Raw genomic sequence first — 15,162 nt, 5'->3', positions numbered from 1 at the left:
GCACTGGCTGCGCAAGGCTGCCAAGCGAACAGTCGAAACCGTCTGTGACGCCATCGGCCAAATCCTCGGCGAGGTCACGTCAACCAAATGCCGAAATTACTTCACCGAGGCTGGCTATGCCCAACCTAAATTCATCCCGCTCTAGTTGCAGCCGCAATTCAACGCTCGATCACATCCGATAACATTTGCGTTCCAAGTCATTCAACGCCGGAGTGGCCTCCATATATGCCTTCTCGGGCCGAGGACCGCCGGCCGATGAATGTGCCACTGCGGCTCGACGCGACCAAACGGCCCTTTTGGAAAGCGGCTTCGCCGCTCGCTTCATCAAAGGAGATATCGTCATGCGCACCTTCATGCCAAAAATCATCGCGGCCGCATCGATCTTCGCGGCCATACCGCTTTCGAGCGCCTACGCTGTGCACCGTCACCACAAGGTAAAGGTCGACACCCAGACCACGGCATCGGTGCCAGCGGATCCGGAAGCGAGGGCGGCGTCAGAGCAGTTGCTCAGCGTGAAGCAGGGTATCCGCGTGGCCAGGAAAACTGGCAAGATCACGCAGGATCAAGCCCGCGACCTGATGCAGCAGGCGGATATTATCCAGCACACTGCGTCGACTTCAGCCCGTTCGAAGCTTGGGCAGATCAATGCGCTCGATCAGCGGCTTCAGGCTACCACCGGCCAAGGAACCTACATGGGTGATGGCGCTGATGGCGGCTACTATCCAAACGGCTGACCAACACACGCCCTTCAAATAACGGCCGCCGGCGTGCACGGCTTCCTCAACCACACGCCGGCACCGCGACGCGGCGGTGCGGGCCGGGCTCTTGCAGGGGCGCCCTGTGCGCGGGGCAGGCGGTGGCGCCTTGCGACGATTGCACCGGATCTTTGAAAAAACGACGGAACCATCACTGAGTCAGACCAGTTGGCCGGATGCGGTGCCAGAGCCGGCCCTAGAAATAGGTTCGCGGCGCGACAAGGTTGTTCTGCTGGCGAACATAAAAGCAGTAGAAGCCGAACGCTGCAGCGAACCACATGAAGGCCTCGCCCATAGCCAGCCGGTTGTTTGAATTGGTAAGGATGGTTATGGCGAAGAAGACCAGTGTTGAGATGTAGCAGGACCATGCGGCCGGAGCGATAAGCTTGGTCCGCATGGCCAGCAGAACCTGCCTGGACGACCAAGTGTAGAGGAAGGCAAAGAACGCCAGCCCGACCACACCATAGCGCACCGCAATCTCCAGATAGCCGTTGTGGAAGACGTTTAGGATCATCGGATGATAGGTTCTGTGCTGCCATTCGGTCAGCCAGCTGGAACTGGCTCCGAAGATCGGGTGGCGTTTCCAGATCTCGATCGCATCCGCCCACAGCATCAGCCGTTCCTTGGCTGCAAGCGGCGTCACATCGCTCGCGATGGCTCGGTCGAAGGCTGGGAGGACGCCATGCCTCAAGACATCCGGAACCAAGGCCTTGACGAAGATCATGGTGTCGCCGGCGGTGGACGAGAAGATGTTGTGTGTTGCGACAACGCCGGCCGCCACGATCGCCAGCACGGCACCTGAAACCAACAGTTCGCGGCGATGACCTCTCGCCAGGGTCATGACCGCCAACAAGAGCAGGGCGAGCGCAAGCGCAAGCCAGACGCCCTTCGACCGCATCTCAATGATGTTGACGAGGGCAAACAGCAGGACGGCTGTCGACAGCGCCCAATGCAGGTTCTTGGTTGCTTTCCCGAGGTCCGTTCTCTGGGCCGTGTATGCCATGAACTGCAGCGCGCAAAGGAAGATGAAGCCGGCAGCCACCGACGCGTGGATGGGATTGTTGAAAAGCCGCGGGGTCGGTTGGATACCTTGAAGCATGTCCGAATAGAAGGTGTCCGCCGCCAGGAAGACAAGACTGAGGATCATGAACCAGAATACGAGCCGCGCGGGCTGCCTGACAAACAGCAGAAACGCGAAGCCGGTCGTCGCATAGAACAGCGGAAACATGTAAATGCCTTCGGCGCCACCCAATTGGTGGGTGCCGAAATAGACGATCGCCAGTCGGATGAAGACGTAGAGCGACCAACCCAGACACAAAAAGCCGACCCAACCGATCAGCGGTTTGCTGTAGGTCCACAAATCCACCCTGAACCAGCGGATGACCGCGGCCAGGGCCAGCGCCAGGCCCGCATAGCGGTAGGTGTCGGCCTCGCGCCACACCGCGGAAACCAAGGCGAGAATGGCGAGTGCCGCAAGCAACAAAAGCAGCGTATTGCGCAGCCCGCCGCCCTTGGCGTAGTCCAGGGTTTCTCGCGGCAAAGGGGGGCGCAGCAGGACGTGATGCAGGCGGCGCAGCTCGTCCTTGGCCCGCAACACTCCGGCACTTAGCCGGCTCGGCCCGCCAAGCCTTGCAGATTTATAGCTTCCCGAGGGACCGGCTATGCCAGAGGTCTTGCTGCTGGCCGCGAAGCCAACCACGTTCTGGCGAACTGAATAGATTTTCAGGCCGGTGTCCCAAAAGCGTTCGAGTGCGACATCCCATGGCATTTTCATCACGGCGAGCGCCGACAACAGTCCCTGGGCTCCCTGGCGCGTCACCAGATAGGCGGCGGCCGAACCTTGCGGGCCATGCAGCGCGCGACCGATCTCATCGCCTTCCGTCGTCTCGACTGCGCGCATGAAGAAGCTCATGCGATGGTTGGTCAGCTTGATGGCATCGAAATCCGGCACCGCCGCGATGATGGCTTCGATGCGCCGCATCGTGCTTTCGCTGAAGAGGACGTCGTCTTCGACAATCAGGCCATAGGCGCCGCCACCGGCGAGGAATGTCTCCAGCGCCCGGATATGGCTGCGGTAACAGGCATATTCGCCGGGCAGAATGTCGCGTCCGCTCAGCTTGCGCGCCGCTGGAAGATCGATCTCCGTCCAGTCCTCCTTGGCGAGGGCGCGGCCGTCGACGGCGGCAATGCGCTGCAAGGCCAGGCCGGCCGCTTCGGCGCTGGCGACCAATTCGCTCCAGCGACCGGTCTCGCGATCGAGGTTGATGGCGAAGATAGGAAGGTTCATTGAAGTTCCATGTTGAGCCGCCACCCCTCTTGGTCGAATCTTCGATGACCTTGTATGGAAAAGAGGGAGATGTTCAATACTGTTCAGACTGCATAGTGACGATCCCAGTTTGCCGCGATTTGCACTGGGAGGCTCGAACCACTCCAAACCCAACGGGCCAAAAGTGTTACCCATATCTCCGGTATAAACCGTAACCCATGTGTCCGGAACGGACCTTAAAGGGATGGCTGGGGCGCCAGGATTCGAACCTGGGAATGTCGGTACCAAAAACCGATGCCTTACCACTTGGCGACGCCCCAATTGCCGTCAGAGTCGCTTGTGCGGCGCGTTATTAGCAGAGCAGCCGAAAAGCACAATCCTTATGAGCGACGGTCAGAACGATCAAATTTGGTGAGGCAAAGCAGCGCCGCCGGACGACATGCGACGGCTACTCGGACCACACCGCCATCTCGTTGCCGGCCGGATCGACAAAGTGGAAGCGGCTGCCGCCGGGGAACGCGAAGATCGGCTTTACGACCGTGCCGCCGGCATTTTCGACAGCGCGCAGCGTTTCCTCCAGGTCCCTGCTGTAGAGCACGGGCAGCGGCTTTGCCGATGCTTCCGCGGCATCGGCCTGAAAACCGCCGTCCAGGCCCTCGGCAAAGGCCGAATAGGTCGGTCCATAGTCGGTGAAGGACCAGCCAAAGGCGCCACTGTAGAAGGCTTTGAGCCGGTCCAGCGTTCCGCCGGTCGCCGGCATTTCGAGATAGTCGAGCTTTCCGGACGATTTCATGGGCGTCTGTTTGTTCATGGTTTGTTCTAAACCAAAAGCTGCGCGATGGCAAGTCTTTTTGCCGCATCCTTGGACACGGCTTTTGCTTAATCGATTGTAGGGGCCGGGCGGCTTCGCCGACGCCTTGCCTTTCGCACTGCAGCATCATATCGCTCCAGGGTCGGACCGGCGGAACTACCCGTTTCGCCAATCTCCTGCAACCGGAGAGCAATGCATGACCAAATGGGTTTTCACCTTTGGCGATGGTGCGGCGGAAGGCCGTGCCGGCGACAGGAATCTGCTGGGCGGCAAGGGCGCCAACCTGGCCGAGATGTGCAGCCTGGGCCTGCCGGTGCCGCCGGGCTTCACCATCACCACTGAGGTCTGCAACGCCTATTACGCCAATGGCCGCACCTATCCGGCCGGATTGGAAGCCGATGTCGCGGTTGCGCTCGATCACATCGGACACCTGACCGGCCGCCGGTTCGGCGACCCGTCGAAACTGCTCCTCGTGTCGGTGCGTTCGGGGGCTCGCGCCTCGATGCCCGGCATGATGGATACCGTGCTCAATCTCGGGCTGAACGACGAGACGGTGGAGGCGCTAGCCACCGATTCCGGCGATGCGCGCTTTGCCTATGACAGCTATCGCCGCTTCATCCAGATGTATTCCGATGTCGTCATGGGTCTCGACCACGAGGTGTTCGAGGAAATCCTGGAGGACCAGAAGGGCGGGCTGGGGCATGAGCTCGACACCGAACTGACGGCGCTCGAATGGCAAGGCGTCATCGCGCTCTACAAGGCCAAGGTCGAGGAAGAACTCGGCAAGCCGTTCCCGCAGGATCCGCATGAGCAGCTATGGGGCGCGATCGGCGCCGTGTTCTCGAGCTGGATGAACAACCGCGCCATCACCTACCGGCGCCTGCACGACATTCCCGAAAGCTGGGGCACTGCGGTGAATGTCCAGGCCATGGTGTTCGGCAATATGGGTGAGACATCGGCCACCGGCGTTGCCTTCACCCGCAACCCGTCGACCGGCGACAAGATGCTCTACGGCGAGTTCCTGGTGAACGCACAGGGCGAAGACGTCGTCGCCGGCATCCGCACGCCGCAGAACATCACCGAGGCGGCGCGCATTGCAGCGGGCTCGGACAAGCCGTCGCTGCAGAAGCTGATGCCGGACGCGTTCCGGTCCTTCGTCACCATCTCCGACAGCCTGGAAAAGCACTACCGCGACATGCAGGATCTCGAATTCACCATCGAGCGCGGCAAATTGTGGATGCTGCAGACCCGTTCGGGCAAGCGCACCGCCAAGGCGGCGCTGAAAATTGCCGTCGAGATGGCGCGGGACAGGCTGATCACGAAAGAGGAAGCCGTTGCCCGCATCGACCCGGCATCGCTCGATCAGCTGCTGCACCCTACCATCGACCCCAAGGCTGCGCGTGACGTCATCGGCATCGGATTGCCGGCGTCGCCCGGTGCCGCCACCGGCGAGATTGTCTTTTCCTCCGCTGACGCCGAGGAGTTGAAGACGCAAGGCCGCAAGGCGATCCTGGTGCGCATCGAAACCAGCCCCGAGGACATTCACGGGATGCATGCGGCGGAAGGCATCCTGACCACGCGCGGCGGCATGACCAGCCACGCCGCGGTAGTGGCGCGCGGCATGGGCAAGCCTTGCGTGTCGGGTGCCGGCTCGCTGCGTGTCGACTACAAGGCAGGCACACTGATGGCGATGGGCTCGACCTTCCGCAAGGGCGACATCGTCACCATCGATGGCGGCAATGGCCAGGTGCTGAAAGGCGCCGTGCCGATGCTGCAGCCGGAACTTTCCGGCGATTTCGCCGCCATCATGGAGTGGGCGGACGCGGTGCGCCGCATGAAGGTGCGCACCAATGCCGAAACGCCGCTCGACGCGCGCATGGCGCGCTCCTTCGGCGCCGAAGGCATTGGCCTTTGCCGCACCGAGCACATGTTCTTCGATGGCGACCGCATCGTCGCCATGCGCGAGATGATCCTGGCCGACACCGAAAAGGACCGGCGTACGGCGCTCGCCAAGCTTTTGCCGATGCAGCGTTCGGACTTCCTCGAATTGTTCGAGATCATGGCCGGCCTGCCGGTGACGATCCGCTTGCTCGATCCGCCGTTGCACGAATTCCTGCCCAAGACCGAAGAGGAGGTGGCCGAGGTTGCCGCCGCCATGAAGGTGTCGCCGGACAAGCTCAGGCAGCGCACCGAGGCGCTGCACGAGTTCAACCCGATGCTCGGCCATCGCGGTTGCCGCCTGGCCGTCTCCTATCCCGAAATCGCCGAGATGCAGGCGCGCGCCATTTTCGAGGCGGCCGTCGAGGCCGGCAAGAAGGCCGGCGCGCTTGTGGTCCCCGAAATCATGGTGCCGCTGGTCGGCCTGGTGAAGGAGCTCGACTACGTCAAGGCGCGCATCGATGCGGTTGCCAAGAGCGTCATGGAGGAAACCGGCGTCAACATCGAGTATCTCACCGGCACCATGATCGAACTGCCGCGCGCGGCGATCCGCGCCCATGTCATCGCGCAGTCCGCCGAATTCTTCTCCTTCGGCACCAACGACCTGACCCAGACGACGTTCGGTATTTCACGCGACGATGCGGCCTCGTTCCTGGAGACCTATCGCCAGAAAGGCATAATCGACCAGGATCCGTTCGTCTCGCTCGACATCGACGGCGTCGGCGAGCTGGTGCGCATGGCTGCCGAAAAGGGCAGGGCGACGCGGCCCGACATCAAGCTCGGCATTTGCGGCGAACATGGCGGCGACCCGGCCTCGATCCGCTTTTGCGAAGAGGTCGGCCTCGACTACGTGTCCTGCTCGCCCTATCGCGTGCCGATCGCCAGGCTGGCGGCCGCACAGGCGGCGGTGCGGGTCGCGAGAGCAACTCCAGGAAAACTGTGAAACGGTTTTTCCGGGAAAGCGCGCAGCGCTTTCCCTTGAGGAATTGCGTCAAAACAAAGAGTTAGAGCAGTTCGCCGTTTCGTGAAACGGTGAACTGCTCTAAGTCAGGCCGCGGATAGTCTATCCAGGCTGAGCTTACCGTTTTGTAAGCCAAGTCACACGAACGTGCTGAAGGCATTGCATAATCTCGCCACTGTTCCCGCCCAATTTGCGATTATCCCGCCAATTGTCCCCGGAAGCAGATGTTGCAGACCTCACCCGTGCCGTTCCGCTCTATCCTGGTCATCCAAACGAAGTTCATCGGAGATCTCGTCCTCGCCTCGACATTTGCAGAAAACCTGCGGCTCGAATTCCCCGGCGCCAAAGTCGTATTTCTGTGCGAGGCTAGCTTCGAGAGCTTCGTGATCGCTCATGGCATCGCTTCGGAGGTGGTCACGTTTCGGCGCGCCCGTATGCGCGGCACTAACCTCGAGCGCGGGAAAGAGCTTTACGCCATGGTGCGGGCGTTACGCCGGTTCCGTTTCGACCTGACGATCGACCTGACCGATTCAAAGACGTCGCGCATTGTCAGCGGGCTCGTCAACGCAAAGACCCGCGTCGGCTACAATCCTTCCGAAAGACCCTTGCGTATGCTGGAGCGCCAGCCCGCCAATATCTTTGCCAAGCCCTACGGCTTTGATGGCCAGCATTTTCTGTACCGCTACCTCTCGCCGCTCGAAGCGCTCGGCATCGAACTCCGCAAGGTGATTCCGAGCCTTCAGCCGCTGCCGCTGGAGACGGCGAATGCATTGGCGCTGCTGGGCAAGCACCACCTGCGGCCAAACGCCTTCATCGCCGTGCATGCGGGTGCAAGCTTCGAGGGGCGACGTTGGCAGCCGGAGCGGTTTGCCGCGGCGATCGGCGAGATTATGGGCGAAACCGATCTGGACGTCGTCCTGGTGGGCGGCCCGGACGAGCGGGAGATTGCCGAGCGTATCGTCGCCAGGACCGCGCCGTCGGTCGTCAATCTCGTCGGGGACCTGTCGCTCGAAAGTCTGCTGGCGGTGCTGAAGCAGGCCCGGCTGTTTCTCGGCAACGAGAGCGGCCCGATGCACATGGCTGCCGCCACCGGAACCCCGGTTGTCGGGCTGTTCGGTTTGACGCGTCCGTCGCGCTGGGGTCCTGTCGGCGTGCCCAGCATCTCGCTCCAGCCGCCGATGCCTTGCAACTGCCTGGCCAAGGGCCTCTGCCGCGCGCCGGATCCCAGCAAGGCCTGCTGCGTCTGGGGCCTGGAGGTCAAGCCGGTTGTCGACGCGGTGCGCGAGGTTCTTTCGCGCACCGAAATGAAGCTAGGACGCGCCATCTGACATCGTCGTCGCGCAGCCAACCGCTATCGCCGCAATGGCCTTTTCACCACACGAACGGTCAAATTGTCGCGACAGCCACTTTCCTGCTATCCACCATCCCGATTTCCGCCTTCATGCGGGTCTTGGGATGCCGGCTTGAAACGACCGGTCAGGAATTAGGTTTGATGCGCCTGCTGCGAAAAAATCTCTGCATGATCGCCATGTCGTTGGCGATGGTATCCGCCGGCCATGCCGCGCCGCTCGTCGAGCCCACGCTGCACATCAGGGCGGAGACGAGCGGAGCCGGCCGGGTTGCGCTCACGCTCGATGCCTGCGGCGGACAGACCGACAACCGGATTCTTTCGGCTTTAGTGGAAAACAAGATCCCCGCCACCATTTTCGTGACCGGCATCTGGCTGAAGCGAAACGCCGCTGCCGTCGGGATCATGCGCGCCCATCCCGATCTGTTCGAGCTTGAAAATCACGGCGGCCATCATATCCCGGCGGTCGATACGCCAAGGAAGATCTACGGCATCCGCAGCGCCGGCAGCCCGGATGCGGTGCTGGCCGAGGTCGAATCGGGTGCCGCCGCTCTTGCCGGGACCGGCGAGCCGGCGCCGAAATGGTTTCGGGGCGCAACCGCCGAATACAGCCCGTCGGCAATCGCCATGATCCGCAAGCTTGGCTTCAAGATCGCGGGCTTCTCGATAAACGGCGACGGCGGCTCATTGCTTGGCGCCAAGGAGACCGCGCGGCGCATTGCGGCGGCCAAGGACGGTGACGTGATTATCTCGCACATCAACCAGCCGACCCATGCCGCCGGCGAAGGCGTGGTGCAGGGGCTCCTGGCGCTCAAGGCCAAGGGCCTGACCTTTGTGCGGCTCGACGATGCCAATGCCGATGGCATTGGCGATCACGGCACCACCGACTGACCGGTGCATTGATATTCAGGTGATGCCGGCCTGCGAACGTTGGTTTCCTGCGCTTCCGGTACTCACGGACCAAAAGTCCGCTCCGTTCCGGTTCTCGGAACCCACCATTCTCGACTCGGCCTGACCTGAATCTCAACGCACCTCACGCCGAGTTCGCCTGGGTTCGAAAATCGGTCAGTCCGGCTTGGCTTCGATGCTGACCTTGCTGGCATAGAACGCGCCGTGGTTACGGATCTCTGCCATTTCGTCGAAAGGATGCTCGTAGGCCCACATGGCGTTCTGGCCGGTTTCGCCGGCAGGCAGCACGCTCCAATAGCTTGCGTCGCCCTTGTAGGGGCAATGGCTCGAGTGTTCGGCGCCGGCGAGCTTGCCGAAATCGATGTCGGCGAACGGAATGTAGAAGACCGCGGGATAGGGGGGCTCACTCAGCACCTTGGCCCTCGTGGATGAAGCGATGACCGTGTCTCCGGCGCGCACGGTGACTGTGCCGGCAAACGGCTCGATGGTGATGACTTTGTCGGGATTGCGTTGAAAACCGGGGGCGGGGTTGGTGATCTGGTCCATGCGGGTTCTCCTTGCGTCGATTTTCAGATGTGTCGCGCAAGGGCATTGTTCAAGGCCGGCGGTGGCCATGCACCACGCAGGCCCCAATCGGCCGATAAAGACGGATCGTGCCTCCGAAGCAAATTGAAATACCTGTCGCCAGCAATCAGGCGGCGGCCTTGAACACGTCCATGAGACCGGCATAGGCAGCAGCGATGCCGGCGACCGGGTTGCTGCTCCTCGACGCGGTTTCGACCTTCAATGGGCCGCCGCCGGTCGGCAGGGTGAGCAGCAGGAACTGGCGATTGCCGCCGTCGCCGACGGATGCGGCCGCGACATGCTGGCCTTCGCCGCGGTTCTGGACGCACATCTTGAACAGCAGCGTGCCGCCGACCGCTTCGAGCGCGCCGCCGACAACTTCGACGAATTCGTCTTCGGAAACAGTCTTTGTGCCCGGCACCAGATCGGTCAGACTTTCGGCAAGCGTACTCTCGAGGGCTTTGTCGTCGAGTTGCGCGTCCATGCGAACCTCTTTCAGTCGCCACGCCCCCCTGCCCGTTAACGAAGCTTAACGCCGAGGGATGGCCGGATTGTGGCGGTTTTCCACCAATGCAGCACTCGACCGTCCTGGCGGCTGGACAATCCGGCGGTTCGCTCCACAATGGCCCGAAAAGCGCACGCAAAAGCGCGAAGGGAGGATCGAATGCTGGGATTGATGCAGGAATGGCCGCTGCTTTGCCACAAGCTCATCGACAATGCCGAGCGGCAGCATGGCATGCGCGAGATCGTGTCGCGATCGATCGAGGGGCCGATCGTGCGCACCACCTACGCCGACATCCATCGTCGCGCCCTGAAAGTCGCCCAGCGGCTGGAGCGTGACGGCTATCGCCTGGGCGATCGCATCGCCACGCTCGCCTGGAACACCGCGCGCCACATCGAGGCCTGGTATGGCATCATGGGCATCGGCGCCATCTACCACACACTCAATCCGCGGCTGTTTCCCGAGCAGATTGTCTGGATCATGAACCATGCCGAGGACAAGGCTGTCTTCGTCGACCTGACCTTCCTGCCGCTGCTCGAGAAGATCGCCGGCGCCGTCAAGTCGCTGAAACGGGTGATCGTGCTGACCGACAAGGCACACCTGCCGCAGACGACACTGCCCAACGTGGTCGCCTACGAGGACTGGCTAAACGAGGCGGATGGCGACTTCGCCTGGAAGACCTTCGACGAAGGCACCGCCGCCGGCATGTGCTACACGTCGGGGACAACCGGCGATCCGAAGGGAGTCGTCTACAGCCATCGTTCGAACGTGCTGCACGCCATGATTGCCGCCATGCCCGATGCCATGGGCCTGTCGTCGCGTGATACGATCTTGCCGGTCGTGCCGATGTTCCACGCCAATGCATGGGGGCTCGGCCAAAGCGGACCGATGATCGGCGCCAAGCTGGTCATGCCTGGCTGCAAGATGGACGGCGCCTCGATCTATGAACTGCTCGACACCGAGAAGGTGACCTTCAGCGCCGCCGTGCCGACCGTCTGGATGATGCTGCTGCAGCATCTGGAGGAGACCGGCAAGAAGCTTCCCTATCTCAACAAGGTCGTCATCGGCGGCTCGTCCTGCCCGCGCGCGATCATGTCCAAGTTTCAGCAGAACTACGATGTCCAGGTCATCCATGCCTGGGGCATGACCGAAATGTCGCCGCTCGGCACGCTGTGCACCTTGAAGCCGGACTATGCCGGTCTTGAAGGTGATGCCCGGCTCGACGTCCAGCAGAAACAGGGCTATCCGCCCTTCGGCGTCGAAATGAAGGTGACCGATGACGACAACAAGGAACAGCCCTGGGACGGCAAGACATTTGGCCGCCTGAAAGTGCGCGGACCGGCCGTTGCCCGCGCCTATTACGGCGGTGCGGGCCCAGAACAGTTCGACGAGGACGGCTGGTTCGACACCGGCGACGTCGCTCACATCGACGCCGGCGGCTATATGCAGATCACCGATCGCGCCAAGGACGTCATCAAATCCGGCGGCGAATGGATTTCGACCATCGACCTCGAGAACCTGGCTGTCGGCCACCCCGATGTCGCCGAGGCTGCCGCCATCGGCGTTTGCCATTCGAAATGGGGCGAGCGGCCGCTGCTGGTCGTCGTCCGCAAGCCGGGCAAGGAACCGACCAAAGCGGACATTCTCGGCTTCATGGACGGCAAGGTGGCCAAATGGTGGATGCCGGACGATGTCGCCTTCGTCAGCGAAATTCCGCACACCGCCACTGGCAAGATCCAGAAGATCACCTTGCGCCAGCAGTTCAAGGACTATCGCTTGCCGACGGATTGACGGGGTGTCGCGCGTTTCGGCTTCAAGCGGCCGCAAAAAGGCACTAGAGCAATTCCAGGAAAAGTGTGAAGCGGTTTCCCGGCAAAAGCGCCTAGCGCTTTCCCTTGGGAATTGCGTCAAAACAAGGCGATGGAGCGGTTTGCCGGTTCCGCGAAACGGTGAACCGTTCTAAGTCTCCGTTCGGGTAGGGGCAGCACAGAAAACGATGGTTAGCATTCCTGAACGGCAAACGTCGAGGGCGGCCGGCTGGTCGCGGCGCACGGCCGCTTTTTCGGCGGTGCTGCTGCTGACCGTTTTCGTCGGCCACCGCTTCGATCTCGTCGAAACGCCGGCCTTCCTGTGGGTGCTGGGCATTGTCGCGTTGCTGGCGGCCTTGGCGCTGTTGTTTGCCGGATTCGCCTTTTCGCGGCTATGGAACTTCGGCGACCGCGGCGGCCGCGACCTGACGGTCGGCACCCTCCTGGCGCTGCTGGTGCTCGCACCCTACGGCGTCGCCGCCTACTGGGCGTCAATCTACCCGCCGCTCAGGGATATCTCGACAGATTTTGACGAGCCGCCGGCGCTCGACGTGGGTGACCGGACGAAAGAAATGAACGTGCTTTCCCCGTCGACGCCTGGCGAACAGCGGCTGCAGACCGATAGCTATCCGCTGGTCAGTGCACGCAGCTACGCCCTGCCATTCGAGACTGTCGTCAATGCCGTCGAAACCGTCCTTGACCGGCGCGATTGGGATTTGTCCGAACCCTATCCTGACCTCGCCGGGCAAAACGATGTCACCATCACCGCCGTCGCCAAGGGGTTCGTGATCGGTCTTCCGGCCGATATTGCGATCCGCGTGACCGACGATGGCGATGCGGTCATCGTCGACATGCGGTCAGCTTCGCGATACGGCCGCTTCGATCTCGGCGACAACGCCGCGCGCATCGTCGATTTCCTCGCCGAACTCGACCAGGAAGTCGCCGGTCAGGTTGGTGCGGCGCCCGCCGAGTGATGTTTCAGAACTGGTTGTAGTTAGGCCGATCCGCCTCGACCGCGGAGATGCGGCTTGAGCCTGCGGCCGACTATTCGGCGGGCTCGTATCTGCCCTGCAGCAAGATCGCCGCCGCCGGCCCAAGCGGATTGACGATCCGGCTCTCCAGGACTTCGATAAGCTTGCGTCCAACCGCCGCCATATCCACGAAATGAACACCGATCTTTGCCGGCAGGAAGCGTGCCAGCCGCGTGCTGTCGCGACTGACAATGTGGACGTCGTTGCCTGGCACGAGACCTCTTCTGCCAAGAGCATGTAACGCTCCTAGAAGGCCCAGTTCGTTGGCGCATGCCAAGCCTGTCGGCGGATCTGACGACGCCAGCATGCGATCGAACCAGGCTGCACTCAATTCCATCGTGAACATGCCGTGACCGATCAGTGATTGGTCGATTGGGATGCCGGCCTCGGCCATTGCCCTTCCATACCCGGAAAGACGCATGGCACTCGTCTGATCTTCCGGAACGAGAAGTTGCAGTGCAATGCGTCGACAGCCCTTTTCCATCAGCCGCCGGGTCGCCTCGTAGGCGATCTGTTCGTTGTCGATATCAACATAAGGATATGCGACATCCACGTCGGTTCTTCCGAACGCGACAAATGGCATGCGTTGATCCAGCAGCAGCTTGACGCGCGGATCGCCCGACACCATGCGCGTAATGATCAGTCCGTCTGTGCTGCGCGCCTGAAGCTGCCGTTGCACACTCTCAACGGGATCGTCGTCGGGAGTCGTGGAATAAATGGACAAACTATAACCGGCTTGCCGGGCAGCCAGCGTCATGCCTTCGATCAAGGGAAGCTTCAACAGATCGGACAGATGGTCTCGTGTCTCCATCGGGAGCACTGCCGTCAGCGTCAGTGTCCGACCGGTTTTCAGCGCACGACCATGATGATCTGGCACATAGCCAACCCGCTTAGCCACCTCCTTGACGCGGGCTATGGTCGAGGGCTGTACTTCCGGCCCATCCTTCAGAGCGCGTGACACCGTGGTTACCGATAGGGAAAGTTCCGCCGCGATCTGCTTTAGGTTGGCCATTGTTCGCCCGACTTCGAAAGCGCCGGCTGATTGCTGACCTCCATAGCGTTACCGGATTCGACATCCCGGTCAATCCGAACTCCCGTAGAAACCAGCTTGACTCCCTTGCATTAAGGTGAAATCGTAACGTTACGATTACAAATAAACGGGCCTTTCAGGCACCATTCGTAAAAGATTGGGGAGGAGAACCTATGTCTTGGCTACGCATTTCCTTAACAGCATTCGCAGTCTCGGCAGCCTTGCCCGTCTATGCCCAGACAGTCACCATCACGACCGCGGGCGGCGACTATGGCAACGCCATGAAGGAGGCCATGTGGGCCCCTGCTGCAAAAGAGCTTGGCTATGATGTCCGCGAGGAGACCCTAAGCGACGGCTTGGCCGCCCTGAAGATGCAGGTCACCTCGGGTGCGGTCACAACCGACGTCATTCACCTGGGCTCACCGGAAGGCGCGCAGGCCGCCGCACAATCGCTGCTGGAGCCGCTCGACTACAAGATCATCGACCCAAAGGCCGTGCCGGCTGGCGCAAAGTCCGACTACTGCTATCCGTTCGACTCCTATGGCACCGTCTTGTCGTGGAACACCAAGACCTATGGCGAGAACCCGCCGAAGACATGGGCGGAGTTCTGGGACGTTGCCAAATTTCCTGGCCGTCGTGCGCTGCGTGCCAATGCCCAAGACTCGATTGAGATCGCGCTGCTCTCCGATGGCGTGGCACCGGCGGACGTCTATCCCGTTCTCAGCACGCCGGAGGGTCTGGATCGTGCCATCAAGCGGCTTGAAGCAATCAAACCAAATGTCGCCGTGTGGTGGACCTCGGGAGCGCAGTCGGCGCAGTTGCTGAAAGATGGTGAGGCGGATTTGGTCGTTACCTGGAACGGGCGGGCCCAAACCGTGAAAGCGGATGGCGGCGCGGCTGACTACACGTTCAAGGGTTCGGTCATTGGCACCGACTGTCTTGCGGTGCCGAAGGGGGCGCCGAACAAGGAAGCAGCTATGAAGCTCATCGCGGCGATGACACAGCCCGCGCGCGTGGCGAAGCTGACCGACTTCATAGCCTATGGCCCGGTCAATCCTGCTGGCTATGAGGGTGGCCTTATTCCCGAGGACCGTCTGAAGACCCTTGCGACCGCGCCTGAAAATGCCGGCACTTCGGTGTTTTCGAATTCAGAATGGTGGGTCAAGAACGGTGAGGCCGCCCAAAAAGCCTTCGATGAGATGATGGCCCGCTGAGTCTCAGCTGTAAGACTGGAGCAGA

At 61.6% G+C, this 15,162-nt stretch carries 12 protein-coding genes and 1 tRNA gene; 7 read left to right on the top strand and 6 right to left on the bottom strand.

Going from position 1 to position 15,162, the window contains the following annotated elements; translation table 11 throughout:
- Positions 1 to 341: 341 nt before the first annotated feature.
- Complete coding sequence (locus NKJ90_RS28745) at positions 342 to 734, top strand: hypothetical protein (protein WP_023760598.1); 393 nt, start codon at positions 342 to 344, stop codon at positions 732 to 734.
- A gap of 217 nt (positions 735 to 951) precedes the next feature.
- On the opposite strand, the gene NKJ90_RS28740 is transcribed toward NKJ90_RS28745, so the two are convergent.
- The 3 genes from NKJ90_RS28740 to NKJ90_RS28730 form a co-directional block, all read right to left on the bottom strand.
- Positions 952 to 3,042: an O-antigen ligase family protein gene (locus NKJ90_RS28740; RefSeq protein WP_023760597.1), complete on the bottom strand. Its 2,091-nt coding sequence runs from the start codon at positions 3,040 to 3,042 to the stop codon at positions 952 to 954.
- 224 nt (positions 3,043 to 3,266) lie between these two features.
- Positions 3,267 to 3,341, bottom strand: a tRNA-Gln gene (locus tag NKJ90_RS28735).
- A gap of 128 nt (positions 3,342 to 3,469) precedes the next feature.
- Positions 3,470 to 3,814: a VOC family protein gene (locus NKJ90_RS28730; RefSeq protein WP_023760596.1), complete on the bottom strand. Its 345-nt coding sequence runs from the start codon at positions 3,812 to 3,814 to the stop codon at positions 3,470 to 3,472.
- Positions 3,815 to 4,028: 214 nt separating this feature from the next.
- Between NKJ90_RS28730 and ppdK the strand changes: the two genes are divergently transcribed.
- From ppdK to NKJ90_RS28715, 3 genes are all read left to right on the top strand, one after another.
- The gene (gene ppdK, locus NKJ90_RS28725; RefSeq protein WP_023760595.1) at positions 4,029 to 6,713 is read left to right on the top strand and encodes a pyruvate, phosphate dikinase; all 2,685 of its coding nucleotides are present in this window, start codon (positions 4,029 to 4,031) and stop codon (positions 6,711 to 6,713) included.
- A gap of 242 nt (positions 6,714 to 6,955) precedes the next feature.
- A complete protein-coding gene (locus NKJ90_RS28720) occupies positions 6,956 to 8,059 on the top strand; it encodes a glycosyltransferase family 9 protein (RefSeq protein WP_023760594.1) in 1,104 nt (367 codons plus the stop codon).
- Between the two features lie 164 nt (positions 8,060 to 8,223).
- Positions 8,224 to 8,970 (top strand): polysaccharide deacetylase family protein, encoded by a 747-nt coding sequence (locus tag NKJ90_RS28715; protein WP_023760593.1) that lies wholly within the window; start codon positions 8,224 to 8,226, stop codon positions 8,968 to 8,970.
- A gap of 174 nt (positions 8,971 to 9,144) precedes the next feature.
- Here the strand turns inward: NKJ90_RS28715 and NKJ90_RS28710 are convergent, their stop codons facing one another.
- Together NKJ90_RS28710 and NKJ90_RS28705 are read right to left on the bottom strand one after the other, a co-directional pair.
- A complete protein-coding gene (locus NKJ90_RS28710; RefSeq protein WP_023760592.1) occupies positions 9,145 to 9,534 on the bottom strand; it encodes a DUF427 domain-containing protein in 390 nt (129 codons plus the stop codon).
- Between the two features lie 145 nt (positions 9,535 to 9,679).
- Positions 9,680 to 10,036, bottom strand: coding sequence for a hypothetical protein (locus tag NKJ90_RS28705; protein WP_023760591.1), 357 nt, complete (start codon positions 10,034 to 10,036; stop codon positions 9,680 to 9,682).
- Between the two features lie 180 nt (positions 10,037 to 10,216).
- Here NKJ90_RS28705 and NKJ90_RS28700 point away from each other — a divergent pair, with 180 nt between their 5' ends.
- Together NKJ90_RS28700 and NKJ90_RS28695 are read left to right on the top strand one after the other, a co-directional pair.
- A complete protein-coding gene (locus NKJ90_RS28700) occupies positions 10,217 to 11,845 on the top strand; it encodes a fatty-acid--CoA ligase (protein WP_023760590.1) in 1,629 nt (542 codons plus the stop codon).
- A gap of 205 nt (positions 11,846 to 12,050) precedes the next feature.
- Positions 12,051 to 12,836, top strand: a complete 786-nt coding sequence (locus NKJ90_RS28695; RefSeq protein WP_023760589.1) for a DUF1499 domain-containing protein — start codon at positions 12,051 to 12,053, stop codon at positions 12,834 to 12,836.
- A gap of 70 nt (positions 12,837 to 12,906) precedes the next feature.
- On the opposite strand, the gene NKJ90_RS28690 is transcribed toward NKJ90_RS28695, so the two are convergent.
- On the bottom strand, positions 12,907 to 13,905 hold the full coding sequence (locus NKJ90_RS28690; protein WP_023760588.1) for a LacI family DNA-binding transcriptional regulator: 999 nt from the start codon (positions 13,903 to 13,905) through the stop codon (positions 12,907 to 12,909).
- Between the two features lie 191 nt (positions 13,906 to 14,096).
- Here NKJ90_RS28690 and NKJ90_RS28685 point away from each other — a divergent pair, with 191 nt between their 5' ends.
- Positions 14,097 to 15,137, top strand: a complete 1,041-nt coding sequence (locus tag NKJ90_RS28685) for an ABC transporter substrate-binding protein (protein ID WP_023760587.1) — start codon at positions 14,097 to 14,099, stop codon at positions 15,135 to 15,137.
- Positions 15,138 to 15,162: the final 25 nt, after the last annotated feature.

Origin of the sequence: Mesorhizobium sp. M0051, assembly GCF_040323235.1 — a bacterium.
Classification (GTDB): domain Bacteria; phylum Pseudomonadota; class Alphaproteobacteria; order Rhizobiales; family Rhizobiaceae; genus Mesorhizobium.
This window is presented reverse-complemented; position numbering and strand designations above follow the sequence as displayed.